This window comes from Zhongshania sp., from assembly GCF_041584495.1.
Taxonomy (GTDB): domain Bacteria; phylum Pseudomonadota; class Gammaproteobacteria; order Pseudomonadales; family Spongiibacteraceae; genus Spongiibacter.
Genome location: NZ_JBFHDY010000010.1, coordinates 1 through 16,595, shown reverse-complemented (window position 1 = coordinate 16,595; position 16,595 = coordinate 1). Strand labels below are relative to the sequence as shown.

The 16,595-nt window shown below is 50.1% G+C and carries 9 protein-coding genes; 6 read left to right on the top strand and 3 right to left on the bottom strand.

What is annotated here, in order from left to right; all coding sequences use genetic code 11:
* Nucleotides 1–603 precede the first annotated feature (603 nt).
* From ABYP33_RS03240 to ABYP33_RS03225, 4 genes are all read left to right on the top strand, one after another.
* Nucleotides 604–5,406, top strand: a complete 4,803-nt coding sequence (locus ABYP33_RS03240; protein WP_373088349.1) for an NAD-glutamate dehydrogenase — start codon at nucleotides 604–606, stop codon at nucleotides 5,404–5,406.
* A 164-nt stretch (nucleotides 5,407–5,570) separates the two neighbouring features.
* A complete protein-coding gene (locus tag ABYP33_RS03235; protein WP_373088347.1) occupies nucleotides 5,571–7,826 on the top strand; it encodes a mechanosensitive ion channel domain-containing protein in 2,256 nt (751 codons plus the stop codon).
* 205 nt (nucleotides 7,827–8,031) lie between these two features.
* Entirely contained in the window at nucleotides 8,032–9,720 is a 1,689-nt protein-coding gene (locus ABYP33_RS03230) for a VRR-NUC domain-containing protein (protein WP_373088344.1), read from the top strand.
* The gene (locus tag ABYP33_RS03225) at nucleotides 9,702–12,035 is read left to right on the top strand and encodes an ATP-dependent DNA helicase (protein WP_373088341.1); all 2,334 of its coding nucleotides are present in this window, start codon (nucleotides 9,702–9,704) and stop codon (nucleotides 12,033–12,035) included. Before ABYP33_RS03230 ends, ABYP33_RS03225 begins: the two co-directional genes overlap by 19 nt.
* Nucleotides 12,036–12,182: 147 nt before the next feature.
* On the opposite strand, the gene ABYP33_RS03220 is transcribed toward ABYP33_RS03225, so the two are convergent.
* From ABYP33_RS03220 to ABYP33_RS03210, 3 genes are all read right to left on the bottom strand, one after another.
* The gene (locus tag ABYP33_RS03220) at nucleotides 12,183–12,317 is read right to left on the bottom strand and encodes a hypothetical protein (RefSeq protein ID WP_373088339.1); all 135 of its coding nucleotides are present in this window, start codon (nucleotides 12,315–12,317) and stop codon (nucleotides 12,183–12,185) included.
* Nucleotides 12,318–12,399: 82 nt separating this feature from the next.
* Nucleotides 12,400–12,927, bottom strand: a complete 528-nt coding sequence (locus tag ABYP33_RS03215) for a parallel beta-helix domain-containing protein (RefSeq protein ID WP_373088450.1) — start codon at nucleotides 12,925–12,927, stop codon at nucleotides 12,400–12,402.
* 14 nt (nucleotides 12,928–12,941) lie between these two features.
* Nucleotides 12,942–13,424, bottom strand: a complete 483-nt coding sequence (locus ABYP33_RS03210) for a hypothetical protein (protein WP_373088337.1) — start codon at nucleotides 13,422–13,424, stop codon at nucleotides 12,942–12,944.
* Between the two features lie 114 nt (nucleotides 13,425–13,538).
* Between ABYP33_RS03210 and ABYP33_RS03205 the strand changes: the two genes are divergently transcribed.
* Nucleotides 13,539–14,549 (top strand): AraC family transcriptional regulator ligand-binding domain-containing protein, encoded by a 1,011-nt coding sequence (locus ABYP33_RS03205; protein WP_373088334.1) that lies wholly within the window; start codon nucleotides 13,539–13,541, stop codon nucleotides 14,547–14,549.
* Between the two features lie 176 nt (nucleotides 14,550–14,725).
* Nucleotides 14,726–16,456 carry a potassium/proton antiporter gene (locus ABYP33_RS03200; RefSeq protein WP_373088332.1) on the top strand — a complete coding sequence of 577 codons (1,731 nt, stop codon included), beginning with the start codon at nucleotides 14,726–14,728 and terminating at the stop codon, nucleotides 16,454–16,456.
* Nucleotides 16,457–16,595 lie beyond the last annotated feature (139 nt).

Genomic DNA, 16,595 nt, shown 5'->3' with positions numbered 1-16,595 from the left:
ATCACCTTCGATCCCGCCTCTGCTTAAGACCGAAAAACAGACCTTAGACGCCGCTTAAATCTAAAAAATGTCTGGCGTGCACCCTATTGCAGAGCATACCGCCAAACAATCCGAAGCGAGCCATCAAACACAGACCACATACCAAACAAGGCTGCTGATCTGAATACGATCACAGCCAGGCACAGTCATGCCCTCAGCCAGCTTGCAATATTGTCCGCAAACGACCTAGCGCCTGCCCATACCCCTGTTTAAAAGGGCAATAGCCGCGAAGGAATATGGCATTCTTTCTATTATCAAGCGACGCTGCTGTGTATCGCCATACCAAGTATTGAAAGCACTTACCAAACCTAGCCACTAAAACCTAAATTGGGCTCCGCCACGTCCACCATCGCCAACTGCACTTATTAGCCGCATCTAAAATACATCTACTGCTGGTTCGGCAAAATGAAGCGCTGGTTGATGATCCCCTACCTTGTTCAATGCGGACAAGTTTGAAATCAGTCGTATCTTGACTAAGCTGAACTAAAGTCCGTATCGCTATTCAGAAGTACTATTAACACGCCATTTAGTCATAACACGATTATTACTAGGCAAGCCTGACATATGAGATCAAAACTCAACAAACTAACACGCCTCATTCAACAGCGATTGGGTAATACCCCCGACTCTGCCGCGCTAAATGCATTAGCAGCCCGCTACTGGGACGTTACAGCAAGCGAGACGATCATCAAGCGCAGCGCAGCGGAACTCCTCGATATTGTTCAGCTGCACTTATCCCTTGCCGAATCAAGACGCACCGACAACCCAAAAATACGAATTGATCTGCCAATCGACAGTGGTGTTCTGGTATTTGAGATGGTTGCCAAAGACCAACCCTTCATCTTTGACACCCTATCCAGTCTAATTTATGACGCAGGTTACACAGTTATATTATCTAACCATCCCATTTTCTGGGTATGCCGAGACAAGCGCGGTCAACTTCTGGATATCCTCGCACTAGACCGAAAGCAGCAACAACACACAAACTACCACGCTGAATCTTTTGTGCGTTATGAACTGGAGGCTGGTCCGAGTGCAATATCGCCTAACCGTTTAAAACAGCGCATCCGCGAAGCCCTAGACATCATCACGCGAATTGTTGCGCACTGGCAGCCCATGCGGGAAAGAGCAAAATCACTGCAGCAATACTACGCCCAAAGTCCCGCACCGATGAATGCTAGAGCGCGTCGCCAAGTTTGTAATTTTCTGAGCTGGCTTACCGACAACAACCTAACCTTTCTTGCCTATGTCGAAATGCAGATACAGCAACACAGTGATAAACGCAGCTTGCACGCGGTTGAATCATCACGGCTCGGCTTGAAATTGGAATCTACGCCGTGGGAACACATAGAACCTCCCCAGCAGCGTGAGCAGATTTTAGCGCATTATTTAAATGGGCCACGCGTGCTGACGATTACTAAATCCAGTGAATTGGCGCCGATTCGACGATTTGTTCCCATGGACTATATCGCCATTAAGGACTATAACGCCAAGGGCGAGCTAGTAGGTGAACATCGCTTTTATGGATTGATGACCCGAGCCGCCTACAATAGTCGAGCCTTGGATATCCCCCTGCTAGCTGACCGCATTCACGCCGCCATGAACCTCGCTCATTTTCCGCCAGGCAGTCACAACGGCAAAGTCATGCTGCAAATATTAGAAACCTTCCCCCGAGACGAGCTATTTCAAAGCAGTGCCAAAAAATTATATGAAATTGCCATGGGTCTTATCGCAATAGAAGAGCAAAATCGAGTGCGGGTGTTCAGCCGCACTGACCCGTTTCACCGTTACTACTCTATTCTGGTGTACATTCCTCGCGAGCAGTATAGTCAGCAAGTTCGAGAAAAAATACAAACTTTAATCTCATTAAAACTGAATGCGTATAGTTGTGATTTTTCCATTTATTTCACTGATAACCGAATGGCTCGTTTACACCTCATCGTTCAAGTTAGTACTAATGAGAAGAAAAATTTAGACAACGCTGCCATAGAGAAATTGATCTTCGGCGCGACTGAAAGTTGGCAAGAGAAATTAAAATCAGAACTTTATAACAACTATCCACGCAAAACAGCCCGGCAACTATTCCAGCGCTATACCGAAGCCTTTACTGCTCCCTATATTGCAAAGACTGAGATTCAAAAAGCTGCCGCGGACATAGAACAGCTGGAGCAACTTAAAAATTCCGACAATAACTTAGCGGTAAAGATTTACCGCGACACCTCTCACCGCGACGAGCGCGTTGAATTGCGTTGCTATTTTAAGCATCAACCCCTAGCACTTTCCGAAATACAACCCCGACTCAACAATCTCGGCTTGCGCTTAATGCTGGAAGACTTATATTCAGTGAGCGCTGAACATGATGAAACGTATTGGGTTCAAGATTTTCGCGCCCAGACTGCCGTTGATGTAAATCACGTATTTTGGCACGACGCCAGCCATTTTGAGCAGGCCTTCATTGCCATTCATAAAGAATTATGTGACGACGATGATTTCAATCGCTTAATTATCAGCGCCGATATTAACTGGCGTGAAGTCTCGCTAATACGCGCCTACTGCCGTTACCTAAAACAAATTGGCAACTACTTCGAACAAAATTATCTCAGTAAATTATTAGTCGATAACGGCGGGATCAGCCGTTTGCTAATCGATTTATTTCATGCCCGTTTTAATCCAAATATTGCAGAACGCGACGCCCTCCAAAACAAGCTAAACGAACAGTTAAATATAGCACTGGAAGCAGTGCAAAGTCTGGATGCCGACCGTCTGTGCCGCAGCTTACGCACCTTAATTATGGCAACACTGCGCAGCAACTACTATCAAACTGGGCACGAGCAGGTGGAAAATTGTGCCATCTACGCCTTTAAATTTTCGACACGAGATATATTAGAAGCACCGGCACCACGGCCGCGATTTGAAATCTGGGTGCACTCACCCAACGTTGAAGCAGTGCACCTGCGCGGCGACAAAGTCGCACGCGGTGGCTTGCGGTGGTCTGACCGACCCGAAGATTTCCGCACCGAAGTGCTTGGCTTAGTAAAAGCGCAAATGGTTAAAAATGCCGTTATCGTTCCCGTCGGTGCCAAGGGCGGATTTGTGTGTCGACGCTTACCTGAGAACGGATCTAGAGAAGCCATTCAAGCTGAAGTGATCAGATGTTATAAAGATTTTATCCGGGCAATGCTGTCGCTAACCGATAATCTACAGGGCGACCAAGTTATTCGTCCACCCTTATCAGTTTGTCATGACGACGACGACCCCTACTTAGTGGTTGCCGCCGACAAAGGGACGGCGGCGTTCTCAGACATTGCTAACAGCGTGTCCAACGACCGGGGCTTTTGGATTGGCGACGCCTTTGCCTCGGGGGGATCTCACGGCTACGACCACAAAAAGATGGGCATAACCGCCAAAGGCGGCTGGGAGGCGGTCAAACGCCATTTTCGCGAACAGAACAAAGACATCCAACGCGAGGAATTTACCACCATTGGCATTGGCGATATGGCCGGTGATGTCTTTGGTAATGGCATGCTACTGTCGAAAAAAACAGCCCTGCTAGCGGCCTTCAATCATCTCCATATTTTTCTCGATCCGACGCCCAATACCGAAGAAAGTTGGAAAGAGCGAAAACGCCTATTTAAGCTGCCTCGTTCCAACTGGAATGATTATGACAAAGCGCGACTGTCAACAGGTGGTGGTATTTATTCCCGGGCACTAAAAAGTATTACCCCCAGCGTGCAAGTCTGCCAAGCACTCGCACTGGAACATCGCGTTTACACCCCAGATGAATTGATTCATCATATTCTGCAAGCGCCAGTGGATTTACTGTGGAACGGCGGCATTGGCACCTATGTCAAAGCAGAGGGCGAAATCCATCAACAAGCCGGTGATCGCGCCAACGACAACCTGCGCGTCAACGGCTCGCAATTACGCTGCAAAGCCGTCGGTGAAGGAGGTAACTTAGGTTTAACCCAAGCTGGCCGTATTGAATACGCGCTGAACGGTGGCCGCTGTAACTCTGACTTTATCGACAATTCCGCCGGTGTCGATTCGTCGGACAATGAAGTCAACATTAAAATACTGCTAAACGAGCTCGTCGCTAAACAAGCAATAAGCTTTGTTGACCGCAACAAGCTCTTAAAAAGTATGACCAGGGATGTAGAACAGCAAGTTCTGCGCAGTAACTACCTGCAAACTCAATCTATTAGCATGGTCGCGTCTCAGTCCCCGGAGCGATTAGGGGAGCAGGCTGAACTGATCCGCATATTGGAGCGAGACGCCGGATTGGATCGAAAACGCGAATCACTACCCGATGAAAAGACGATTCAGAGCCGCAGGACTGCCGGACTCGGACTCACCCGTCCCGAGCTAGCATGCCTATTATCTTATTCGAAAATTCATATCAAAAAAATATTACTGGATTCCACTATTCCAGAAGATCCCTACTTGGCGCAGGAGCTCTATCGCTATTTCCCGCAGCAATTGGATAATCGCTACCCCGACGAGATCAGTAAACATCGCTTGCGCCGCGAAATTATTTGCACAGTAATCACCAACAGCCTAGTAAACCGCATGGGTAATGCCTTTGCCCACCGCTTAAATGACGAGCTCGGCAACAGTTTTGAGGATATAGCTCGCGCGTATACCGTGGCCCGCGACCTTTTTGATATCCGTTCACTGTGGGCAGACATTGAGAAACTAGACAATAAAGTACCCGATGAACATCAAACCCGCATGATGCTTGAAATTCGCCGCCTGATAAAACACATCACCCTGTGGCTAATAAACAACAAAGAGCAATTAAACAATATTCAAACTTTAATAAGCCGCTATGCCGAAGATATAAAGCTACTCGCCGACGACATCCATCATTACTTATCTAAAGATGAGTTGCATCGCATTGAACATCGTATTGCAGAGTACTGTAACAGCGGCATTCCCCGGCGAGTTGCACGACGAGTTGTTATGCTAAAGGCCCTGTTTGCCAGCCCCGATATTACATGGCTGAAGGAACGCACTGGCGCACCTGTAAAAGTATTGAGCGAAATTTACTTCAGACTGGCTGAATCACTGCAAATCACCTGGGTTCGCCGACATATCGACAAACTCACTGCCGACTCCCGCTGGCATGCCCTAGCGCGCAATGCCTTACGTGACGACCTATATCAACGCCATCGCGAGCTCTGTGCAAAAGTAACCGACGACATCGACATTAGCGCTAATATTGCTGCCGAACTCGATCTCTGGCTAAACAACAACAGTGTCCAAACCGCGTACTTAAGCAATTTGATTACCGAGGTTAAAAGTACCCAGCAAGCCAACTATTTAAGTCTCTCTGTTATATTGCGGCAACTGGGAAGGCTATCTGCGTAAGCCGTATTTACAATAATAAGGGAACTCTTACTTCGTTTTGCTGACAGAGTGTCAATATACCGTAATCATATGAAACAACGGCCTATACGGAGGACGTCATCAGCTTTACCCGCCGACAAACAAAAACACCAAGCCTGCAGCACCAGCGACTTAGATCGCGCCACATGTTGATCATTGTATTAAGCGGATTAATACTCAGTGCAAGCCCCAGTCAGGCCAAAAATGATGCAAACGCGGCCCCGAGCTCTTCCCAGGAAATCAACACCAATCTGGTCTTAGCGGATTTACTCGAAAATAGCGGAAGCAGGCAAGCCTTAATCGACCAATTGCGCGCGGCAGATGGCGAGCCGACCGCAAGCCCCTCTGACAACAAACTGACGAACACCGAAGCGCAGCCTAAACGGGAACAGAAAAAGTCCTTTGCGCGCACAATTGCACAGACGACAAGCAATATTGGCAGTAGCATCAAGCAGCAATTTAGCGCGCTGTTCACTGCTATTTCCGCACTGTTTAACAGTGAAAGCGCAACTGCAGCAAGCGCGGCGAGCGCCGCAATTGCCTCAACCGCTATCAATATTGCAGTATTAATTGGCGTGACCTTTGCGGTCTTTATACTTTTTCGGCTGTTTGCCCGCCGCCTTTTTAGCATTATTAACACCTGGGCCTGCAAAGGCGCGAAAAAATACGCCATGCTGCGCACCATCGGAGCGGTGACGGCGGCGGGCTTAGTCGACACCGGGGTCGTTGTAGGCGCCTACCTCATCGGTAACACAACCGCGTCACTACTAAGTACACACAACGGCGCCGACGCTACCCGACTTGCATTACTACTAAATGCTTTTCTCCTTGTGGAAGGTGTTAAGCTCCTGCTACGTATGTTGTTCGCTAGCCGATTCCCAGCGCTACGCTTACTACCATTACACGAAACACAGGCGAAATACTGTAACCGCTTCTTTGCCAATTTAGTGGGCTTCACCGGCTACGGCATGATGGTGCTGGTACCTATAGTAAACAAAAACCTGACACCGACATCGGGCGCTGCGCTAACGACGCTCCTTGTACTCTGTGCCGCCATTTACTTTAGTATTGTGGTGCTGCGCAACAAGCGCAATATAAGCCAAAGCCTAATTGCTAAAGCGAAATTGCAACAAGGCAGCAGAGCTATTGCCTTGCGCCTGCTTGCGCGCTGCTGGCATCTCTTGGCGCTGGCCTACGCCACTGCAGTGACAATTAGCAGCGTCATGTACCCAGAAACAGCTCTGCCGTTTATCGCCACCGCGAGCTTAAAAACTGGACTGTACATCGGTATTGGCGCGCTCTTGCTGACGGTTATCCGTCAACTCATCGGCAGAGAAATCAATTTACCGACTTCGCTCACCGAACAATTACCCCAGCTCCAGTCGCGAGTGAATACCTACATTCCAACCGGTTTAAAAGTGCTGGGGACGCTCGTTGCCATTATTATTAGCGTGTTCACCTTGGATGCCTGGGCGATATTTGACTTGCATGCGTGGTATGACACTGAAACCGGTAACAGTGCGGTGTCATCGCTGTTCGATTGTTTGCTGATATTAGTACTGGCCTCGGCATTTTGGATCCTAGCAGCCAGCTACATTGAGCACCGTTTGTCACCGAGTAAAAAAGTCACACCCTCGGCCGCCGCCCGCGCCGAAACCCTGCTAGGCTTATTCCGCAGTTCGCTGGCCATTGTCATTATTGTCATGACGGTGATGATTATCTTGTCAGAGATTGGCGTAGAGATTGGCCCCTTAATCGCTGGTGCCGGTGTGCTCGGTCTTGCCGTTGGTTTTGGTGCGCAAAAATCAGTGCAAGATATTATAAACGGCGTATTCATCCAGCTGGAGAACGCCATTAATACCGGCGATTATGTGAATGTTGGCAGCCATGAAGGGACCGTTGAGCGCGTCGGCATTCGCTCGGTCGCCCTCCGCGATCTCTTTGGCACCTACCATATAGTGCCGTTTTCCTCCGTTGAAGCGGTTTCAAATTTCACCCGGGACTTCGCCTTCCATCTCGGCGAATACGGCATTGCCTACCGCGAAAATATCGACCATGCGATAGAACACCTCAAGGCGGCTTTCGAGGAGCTTCGTCAAGGCGCACACAAGGACGATATTCTGGAAGATTTGCAGGTTGCCGGCGTTTCAGCGCTAGCCGACAGCTCGGTAAATATACGGGTGCTCATCAAAACCGCGCCGGGTATGCAGTGGGCCGTTGGTCGCGCCTACAACCGCTTGGTGAAAATGCACTTCGACAAGGCCGGTATCGAAATCCCCTTCCCCCACACCACATTGTATTTTGGGGAAGACAAAGAAGGCTTGGCACCACCAGCCTATGTTCGAGTTGACACCGACCAGCCTGAAATAGCGCCAACTGAAGCTAGCTCAACGGCATCGTAATTACATAGATACCACCTCCGAAATCAAAACGCCCTAGATTAGGAAACTAGGGCGTTTTCAATGGGTGTCAATTTATGGCTATTATATGCCCCGTCTTAGACGCAGGCCTCTCTGCCGCTAAACGCGGCAATTAATCAATGGACGTAGCAGCATAAAATCACAACAATAAGCACATGAATCAGATCTCCTCGCACAATCGCAATTGATGAACGAGCAAGCCACTCCGCTAGCCAGCGCGCTTGCACCGGCCTCGCTCGACGACCCACTCTACTACCTGAAAAACCTTCAGGCAGTGGTGACTTGGGTAATGACCCACCATCACGATCTACTAGACGCTGAGGAATTAACAACACTCCAACAACTCCTGCAACTTTCTATTCCCGCACAGGCCCTACTGGCCCGAATGATTATTCGCAAGGGCGAGATATTTCGCAGTGATAAGCTGAAATACGACGAAATTCCATCAAGCGCGAACGCATTAGATGAGCTAAGTAAATACCGCTTTATCGACAGTAATCCGCTGATAGCTATTGAACAAATACATAAACACTGCCGCCGCGATGAACTTCTCAATTTACTCATCGCCGCCGGTAGCGCGCTGCCGAAATCGGCCACAAAATCCGAGTTGCTGACCGCGCTTGAGACTCTAGATCTAGCGACAAGCGCCAGTCCGCTCCACGACTGGTGGCCGGAGGCGCCATTTAGCTTGGTGTCACTGCAATGCATGGCACTATTTGATCGCTTGCGACTAATGTTTTTCGGCAATCTTCATCAGGACTGGTCAGAATTTGTATTAACTGAGCTTGGTCATCAAGCCTATGAAGCCGTTGCCTTCGACCCCCAGTTTCGCGCTTTCGGCAGCCGCGACGACGTCAACAGCTATCTTGCCTTACACCACTGCCAAACCGCACTGCAAGAGGCAAGCGACATCACCACCATTTTGCCGCTACTCCCTGAGCGCTTAAGCAACTCTTGGCTTGAATATCGACGCCAACGGCTGGGTTTTCAAATGGCGCAACACGCTGAGCGTGCAGGCGACATTCCGCTGGCTATCGAGCTTTATACCGGCAATGTTCTGGATGAGGCCAAGGTGCGCCTGTATCGGGTGCTCGAGAAATACAGCGACGATTCGCTCGCCGTTATTCACGCCCTAGAGCAAGATTTACAATCATCGCTCAGGCTAGAGACCCAAGTTCATCTGCAGCGTATTCTCCTGCGGCTTAGCCGCAAAGTTGGCAAACCGCAGCCAAAACCCAAAAAGCAAAAGCTGCCTATTGTTGAGTTCAGCCTTAACAACAACGACCAGCGCGTGGAATTTGCGACCCTAGACGCGCTCACGGCAGACGACGAGCAAGAAGGCTTTTATACCGAAAACTGGCTGTTCACCGGCCTCCTTGGCCTACTCTTGTGGCCAGCCCTGTTCGAGCCTTTACCCGGCGCCTTCTTTCACCCGTTTCAAGCTGGCCCAGCAGATCTCTATCGGCCAGATTTTGTAGCACGCAGAAAAGCTCAAATCGATGAGCGCCTCGCGACATTAGATTCCGGTGAGTACCGCGACTTGATCAAACACAGCTGGCAGCAAAAATACGGCATCGCTTGTTCATTAGTACACTGGCCGGTGATCACAGAGGCACTATTGGATTTAGCCTTAGCGATTATTCCCGCTACGCACTTAAAAACGATTTTCACGCACCTATTAAGTGACCTACGTAATCACCGCCGCGGCATGCCAGACTTGTGCGTGTTTGACCTTCGCCTGCAAAGCTACAAACTCGTTGAAGTCAAAGGCCCCGGCGATAGACTGCACGACCACCAAACCTTATGGATAGAATCTATGTTAGCTGCAGGCATTCCCATTGAGGTCGCGCAAGTGCAATGGATAACCCCACCATGATGAATGTGTCGGTGAGATCACTGTGCGAATTTGCCGCCCGCACCGGCAGCTTGGAGTTTAAATACACCCCGGCACCAAGCGCCGAAGAAGGTATTATCGGCCATATTACTGTTCAGCAACGACGCCCCGATCCCTACGTAGCCGAGTACTTACTTAAAGGTGAATGTGAAGACGTGTTTGTGAGCGGACGTGTCGATGGTTACTACGCACTGCAACAAGATTGCTTTCTGGAAGAAATAAAGACCCATCGGGGCAATGTCGCCAGAATTGGCCCCGGCCGCCGCGCACTGCACTGGGCACAGTTAAAAGTGTATGGCGCGCTGTTTTGCCGGCGCGACAATCGCGAGTCAATTAATCTTCGCTTGACCTATTTTGAAGTGCGCAAAGAGGAAGAGACCCACGAAACACTGGAGTTTAGCGCCGACGAACTGTGGAACTACCTTAGCGCTTTATGCCGCGATTATGCTCAGTGGGCAGTAAAAGAACAGCGCCATCGCGAGCGACGCGACTTCGCTCTCGCCGCGTTGAATTTCCCCCACGCGGATTTCCGCACAGGCCAGCACGATCTATCACGCAATGTTTACATGGCAGTAGCATCATCGGTACCGCTGCTCTTACAAGCCCCTACCGGCATAGGTAAAACCGTTGGGGTTTTATACCCCGCAATGAAGGCCATGCCAAAGACCGGTTTAGACCGCCTGTTCTTTTTAACCTGCCGCAATACCGGGCGCAAACTTGGGCTCGACGGCTTGAGCACCATTATCAAAGCGCAAGCCCCTGTCGACCAAGAAGCCCCACGCGGACTCGAAGCACCCCCTATTCGCGTACTTGAGCTTTCCTCTCGCGAAGCCGCCTGCGACCACCCCGACAAAGCCTGCCATGGTGACTCCTGCCCGCTGGCTAAACACTTTTTTGACCGTTTAAGCGACGCCCGCGAAGAAGCCATTCAGCAACGTTTTTTAGATCAGTCCGCGCTCCGCGCTATTGCCCGTAACCATTCTATTTGCCGCTACTTTCTCGCCCAAGAAATGGCGCGTTGGAGCGATATTATCGTCGGCGATGTGAACCACTACTTTGATCAATTCGCACTACTCCACAGCCTAACCAAGCAAAACGAATGGAAAGTTGCACCATTGGTCGACGAAGCCCACAACCTTATCGACCGCGCCCGCGGTATGTACAGCATTGTGCTCAGCGAAGCGGAAATGCTCTACACCATCAGCAAGGCACCAACGCCACTGCAAAAGCCGCTGGCGGATCTCGAAGAAGCATGGCAAACGCTAATAAAGCCTTTTTTAAGCGACACCCCAGCAGCTGATGTAGAACACCGTTACTTCTTAGCAGACGTACCTGAAGAGTTAAATAGCGCTTTATACAGCCTAATTGCAGCCATAACCGATTACCTAAGCGACCACCCCACTGCAGCCGACATTCAGTATGTGCTGTTTACCGCGCTCGGCTTTCTGCGCCTCGCCGACGCCTTTGCCGATCATTCACTTTGCACCTTAGAGTTTACCGTGTCGCCCCTAGCGGGCACCATTTTACGCGGCAGTGCCAAACTTAAAATCGACAACCTAATTCCCGCAGACCACTTAAAACAGCGCTTTCTTGATGCCAATAGCTGCGTGCTATTTTCGGCAACACTGTCGCCAAATCGCTACCACCAAGACCTCTTGGGCATGCCAACCACCAGCGTCTTTAAAGACATCGAAAGTCCCTTTCAACGCGAGCAAATTAAGCTGCGCTTTGTGACTGACATCAGCACTCGCCGCGACGACCGCTTTGCCTCATTAGAACCGATCAGCGCGCGCATAGCCGCCCAGTTCAAGGCGCAACCCGGCAACTACCTCGTCTACCTCAGCAGCTTTGAATACCTCAATGCGCTGTGCGCGTGTTTAAACAAACTGCAGCCAGATATCCCTACCATTCGCCAAAGTGCGGGAATGGCGCCTTCCGCGCGGGAACAGTTTATTTTAGATGCCAGCGACACCACACCCAGCGTTGGCTTTGCAGTATTGGGCGGCGTATTTTCGGAAGGTATCGATCTACCTGGTGACAAACTGATTGGGGTTTTTGTCGCCACCTTAGGCCTACCACCCCACGACGAAGTGCACGAGGTTTTGCGTACCCGATTGGAAGCGCGCTATGGCGACGGCTACCGCTACACCTACCTCTACCCCGGCATGCAAAAAGTCATACAAGCGGCTGGTCGCTTAATACGCACCCCCGAAGATCGCGGCGTGATTGAACTCATCGACGACCGCTTTTTACGTGAGGATATTAAAGCGATGCTGCCCAAATGGTGGCTGCACTGAGGGAATTAAAGACGGGAGCTTGAAAGCGAATAGGCCAGCTAACACTGGCCTATTCGCTAGAGTATTACCTTAGACGTTTACAGGCTATCTAGCGGCAAACATTGGCCACCAAGCACCGGCACTTCGCCCGGTCGGCAAAGTTCCAAATCAGAGCCACTGCCAGCCACTACTGGTGACGCAGGCATCCGCATTGTCGTAGGTGTCGTTGACGACTTCATTGATCCATTTTGTCACTAAATCAAATGCCCCAGCGTGCACCGTGCTCCGCGCTATCGGCGGCATCCGTGCAGCCAGCGCGGTAGCTTCGGGTCCTAGGCGGTAGGACAGTATAGACTCAGCAGAATTACCGGGAACAATATCATATTCACGACCGCCGCGAGGCGAAATCGGGGCTAGGTAGATCGTTACCGTTATTTTTAAATGTATTATTCCAAATGTGAACACCTTCACTGTATAAATCCATGCGGCGATCACCAGGCACACCAAATAACTTGTAGCTCGTGTACACAATGCCGGCAGTGCCATTGTCTTCAAAGGTGTTATCAAAAATATCGATCTTGTCGTAACCCATGGTCAACATACCGGTACCGCGAGGTACGTTAGATACGATGCTACCGGGTTCGGCAAAATTGCAAGTGTTATTGTTGCGGGAGGTATTGCGATACATACGAGTACGGCTGTCGTAACGCGTTAGGCCGTCTAAATCATAAACCAAGAAACCGCCGGTATTACATTCCGACAAATTGTCGACATACCCACCACCGCGCACATTCTCAATTTCAAAACCAACGACGTTAAACGCAGCGCGGCTGTTACGGATAATAGCGTTATCGGTTTGACCTACATAAATACCGGCGTCAGATGCACCGACGGACTCCACATACCCAACCAAAATATTCCGTGAGTTTACTGGGTAAACCCCATAGTAGCCCGACAACTTACTCTGTAATCTGGTGACGTCGTGTCCATTTCAAGTGGATTTGGATTGTCGGGGTTGTGGCGCGCGGGATCAGTACAGGCAACATGCAGCTTTGTTTTATAATTTACCGCCTTTATGGTGTCTTCGTTGGCCGTGTTGCGGCCGCTAGACCAAAATGCACGAACTCGACGTAACGTTCCGTGATCAACACCCTGTAGCTTGAAAGCATCACCTGGCGAATCCAGCACCGTCAAATCTTCAACGGTAATGCCGCGCACGGTAGTCGCAAGAAAGCCTTTATGCGAGCCGCTATTTTTGAACGAGAGTACGGTTTTATCCATAGTGCTTGGATTGCCCGGGTTCGAGCCAGTGTTCGATTTAGCGCTAGCACCGCCACCACAAGCTGCAAGGATGAGCACCAGCAGTAATGGTAAATAGTGAGATACGAGTCTTTGCTTGAATTTCAACATAACAGTCCACCTGCGACGTCTGTGAACTATTGAGCGGGCTGCCGCTATCAAGCAATTATGCTACATTGGAAAGGATTAGGTGCAATACGAAACGTGTCTTAAACGGGTTAATTTGTGACAAACAGCTCACTCGCTCTCACCGCCCATGCCCAGTGGGCCAACATGGTCGCCAATGTTACCGCAGCGGCCTGCGGCTTTGATCGCGAGCAATTATTCAAGGAAGCGGGTATTCCTTTATCCGCTTGGGACTCAGTGAACCGGGTGAATCAAGAGGAACTCTCTGCGCTGTGGAAGTTAGCACAGCAATTAACTGGCCGGGGCGATATTGGTCTCAATGTATTAGACCACTTCCGCTTTAGAACCATTGGTTCTCTTGCCTTTAAGATGATAGTCGCCAAGACATTTCGGCAATCCATTTTAGAAGCACTCGATCAAATATTTTTGGCCAGCGAAGTGTGGACGTTTTCACTTACGGAAGAATGCGATTTAGGCGTAATGCGATTTCGCCTCTCAAACCCCAATTTAGAAGTGAGCCATTACTCGTATGACGCCTTTATCTGCGCCTGTGTTCGGGTTTTGCAAGACGGCTTCCCAAACAACACCTATAAATATGCCAAAATCTGGTTTGCGCACTCAGGCTTTGGCCTAAAAGATATATATGAGGCCAAGCTAAGCTCACATTGTCGGTTTAACAGCAAGGAAGACGCACTATGCCTAGACGCAAAACTGCTAGGTCTTCCCCTGCAGTCAGCCGACCCTCAGCTCTACGAATCCCTTGATACCAGCCTTGACTATCAAGTTCGCACACTCAACAACCAAGGTGCAATTATCGAAAAAGCCATCCTAAAATTGATCGACAAAGGCGTGGCGCCATCGCGGCAAACCATATCGGCTAAACTGGAGATAGGTGAACGCACACTATTGCGCAGGCTGAAAGATGAAAACCTTACTTACAAAGAAGTACAAGAACAAGTCTTTGAAAAGTTCACCCTCCGCCAGCTGCAGCGCGGTGAATCTATGGAGGCGATTGCCGAAAAACTGGGCTATTCCGATGCGAAATCGCTAGGGAAAATGCTTAAGCGACGCCCTGGCTCAGGAATTCGCCAACTAAGAGCTGGCACTTAAACAAAGCACCGCCCGCTGGCGACAGCAAAACAGAAATCGCCACGGTTCTCTAACCTTATCTAGCCTGCCTATATAAAACCAAGGCGAGCGCCTTAATGGGATAGAATGACCGCTACATAGTCAGACTACAAAGCACTCCCCCAATACACCGCAAGTGATGAGCACCTAGCCGACACATGATTGAACACACCTACCAACTTGTTTTTATCGGCGCCACACTATTCTTATTTGCGGTGTTCGCCAGCATCATCTCTCGTCGCCTGGGGGCTCCCCTATTACTGATATTCTTGCTGCTCGGCATGCTAGCAGGCGAAGACGGCATCGGCGGCATCCACTTTGATGATATTGACACCGCGTTTTTAATTGGCAACCTCGCCCTCGCCATTATCATTTTTGATGGCGGGCTTGGCACGCGTATGGATACCTTTCGCAGTAGCTTACGGCCTGCGCTCTCCTTAGCCACTGTGGGCGTATTTTTCACCGCGGGAATAACCGGTGCGGCCGCCTGCTATATCCTTGACCTACCTTGGCAAGAGGGCTTACTGATCGGCGCGATTGTCGGCTCAACAGATGCGGCAGCGGTATTCGGCCTCATCAAAAATGCTGGACTAAACCTAAAGGATCGAACCGGTGCCACCCTAGAGATTGAATCTGGCTCCAACGACCCTATGGCCATTTTCTTGACTATCACGCTCGTTGAAGCTCTTAGCAGCCCTACTGGATTAAGTGGCTGGCTGCTGCTAGCCGAGCTCGCCAAGCAAATGGGGCTCGGCCTTCTCTTCGGGGTACTGGGCGGCTACATCATCCCAGCAGCGCTGGGCAAGATAACACTGCCCTTGTCCTTATACCCTTTAATGGTCTTTGCCGCCGCGCTCACCTTATTTGGCGGCACCAGCTTTAGCGGGGGCAGTGGTTTTCTCGCCATTTACATCGCTGGCGTGATGACCGGCACCACGTCATCTTTGTATATGAATGACATACGACGCTTTCACGATGGCATCGCCTGGTTGAGTCAGATTGGCATGTTCTTAATGCTAGGTCTCTTGGTAACGCCAAGTCTGCTGCCCCCCATCATCATTCCGGCGTTAATTATCGCCGGTGTTCTAATATTCATCGCGCGGCCACTGGCTGTTGCGGTATCACTTCTGCCGTTCAGGTTTCCCGTGCGCGATCAAGTGTTTGTAAGCTGGTGCGGATTACGCGGTGCGGTACCGATCATCCTCGCTCTATTCCCCTCCCTCGCAGGCTTAGAGAACGCACGCATCTACTTTGAATTGGTGTTCTTCGTGGTATTAACCTCGCTGGTCATCCAAGGCTGGACCATTGCGCCAATGGCTCGCTGGTTAAAAGTCGACTTGCCAGTGGCACTGAAACTGCCCAGTTTCAAGAGTACCCACTTGCCCAGCAATCCCCACAAGGACCTTGTGGTATATCAAGTGGTTGCCGGAAGCAGTGTCATTGGCAAATCAATCTATCAGCTGGTACTACCTGTTAACGCTCAGGTAGTTGCGCTCATTCGCGATGAAGTGCCGCTTAACTCAAACGAAGAAAACACGCTTCGGGAAAGTGATCAAGTCGTCATCGTTGCCACTACCGGCATGGCCGAAAAACTAGCCGATTTATTCTCACCGGCCCTTTCGCGCATGTCATCAAAACAATCGTCCAGCTATTTCGGGGATTTTACAATTCGACCAAACAGCAAATTGGGCGATCTGGCGCTCCTTTATAACTTTGACATACCCGATGAATTAAAACACCTCACCGTAGGCGAGCATATTAAGCGCAAGTTTAAGGGACGTCCCGTGGTTGGTGACGCGCTGACCTTCCCGCAGCTCAAGCTAACTGTTAAGGAAATGAAAAATGGGGAGATCTCTTTAATAGGCCTCAAGCTCAACCTGGACTGCTAGGCTCTTCATCATTAACGGGGGACACCGGCATTCATTAAACTGAATTTGCGAAGAAACAGTTTGATGGAGAATACCGATGTCCCACGCAGGAAGAATTATAGGCATACCTGGCCTTGAGATTGAACGGGTAGTTCGCAGG

Bases quoted from the DNA above. Each gene is read 5' to 3' on its own strand.
- ABYP33_RS03240 (WP_373088349.1), top strand. From the start codon at position 604: ATGAGATCAAAACTCAACAAACTAACACGCCTCATTCAACAGCGATTG.
- ABYP33_RS03235 (WP_373088347.1), top strand. From the start codon at position 5,571: ATGTTGATCATTGTATTAAGCGGATTAATACTCAGTGCAAGCCCCAGT.
- ABYP33_RS03230 (WP_373088344.1), top strand. From the start codon at position 8,032: ATGAACGAGCAAGCCACTCCGCTAGCCAGCGCGCTTGCACCGGCCTCG.
- ABYP33_RS03225 (WP_373088341.1), top strand. From the start codon at position 9,702: ATGGATAACCCCACCATGATGAATGTGTCGGTGAGATCACTGTGCGAA.
- ABYP33_RS03220 (WP_373088339.1), bottom strand. From the start codon at position 12,317: ATGCCGCCGATAGCGCGGAGCACGGTGCACGCTGGGGCATTTGATTTA.
- ABYP33_RS03210 (WP_373088337.1), bottom strand. From the start codon at position 13,424: ATGTTGAAATTCAAGCAAAGACTCGTATCTCACTATTTACCATTACTG.
- ABYP33_RS03200 (WP_373088332.1), top strand. From the start codon at position 14,726: ATGATTGAACACACCTACCAACTTGTTTTTATCGGCGCCACACTATTC.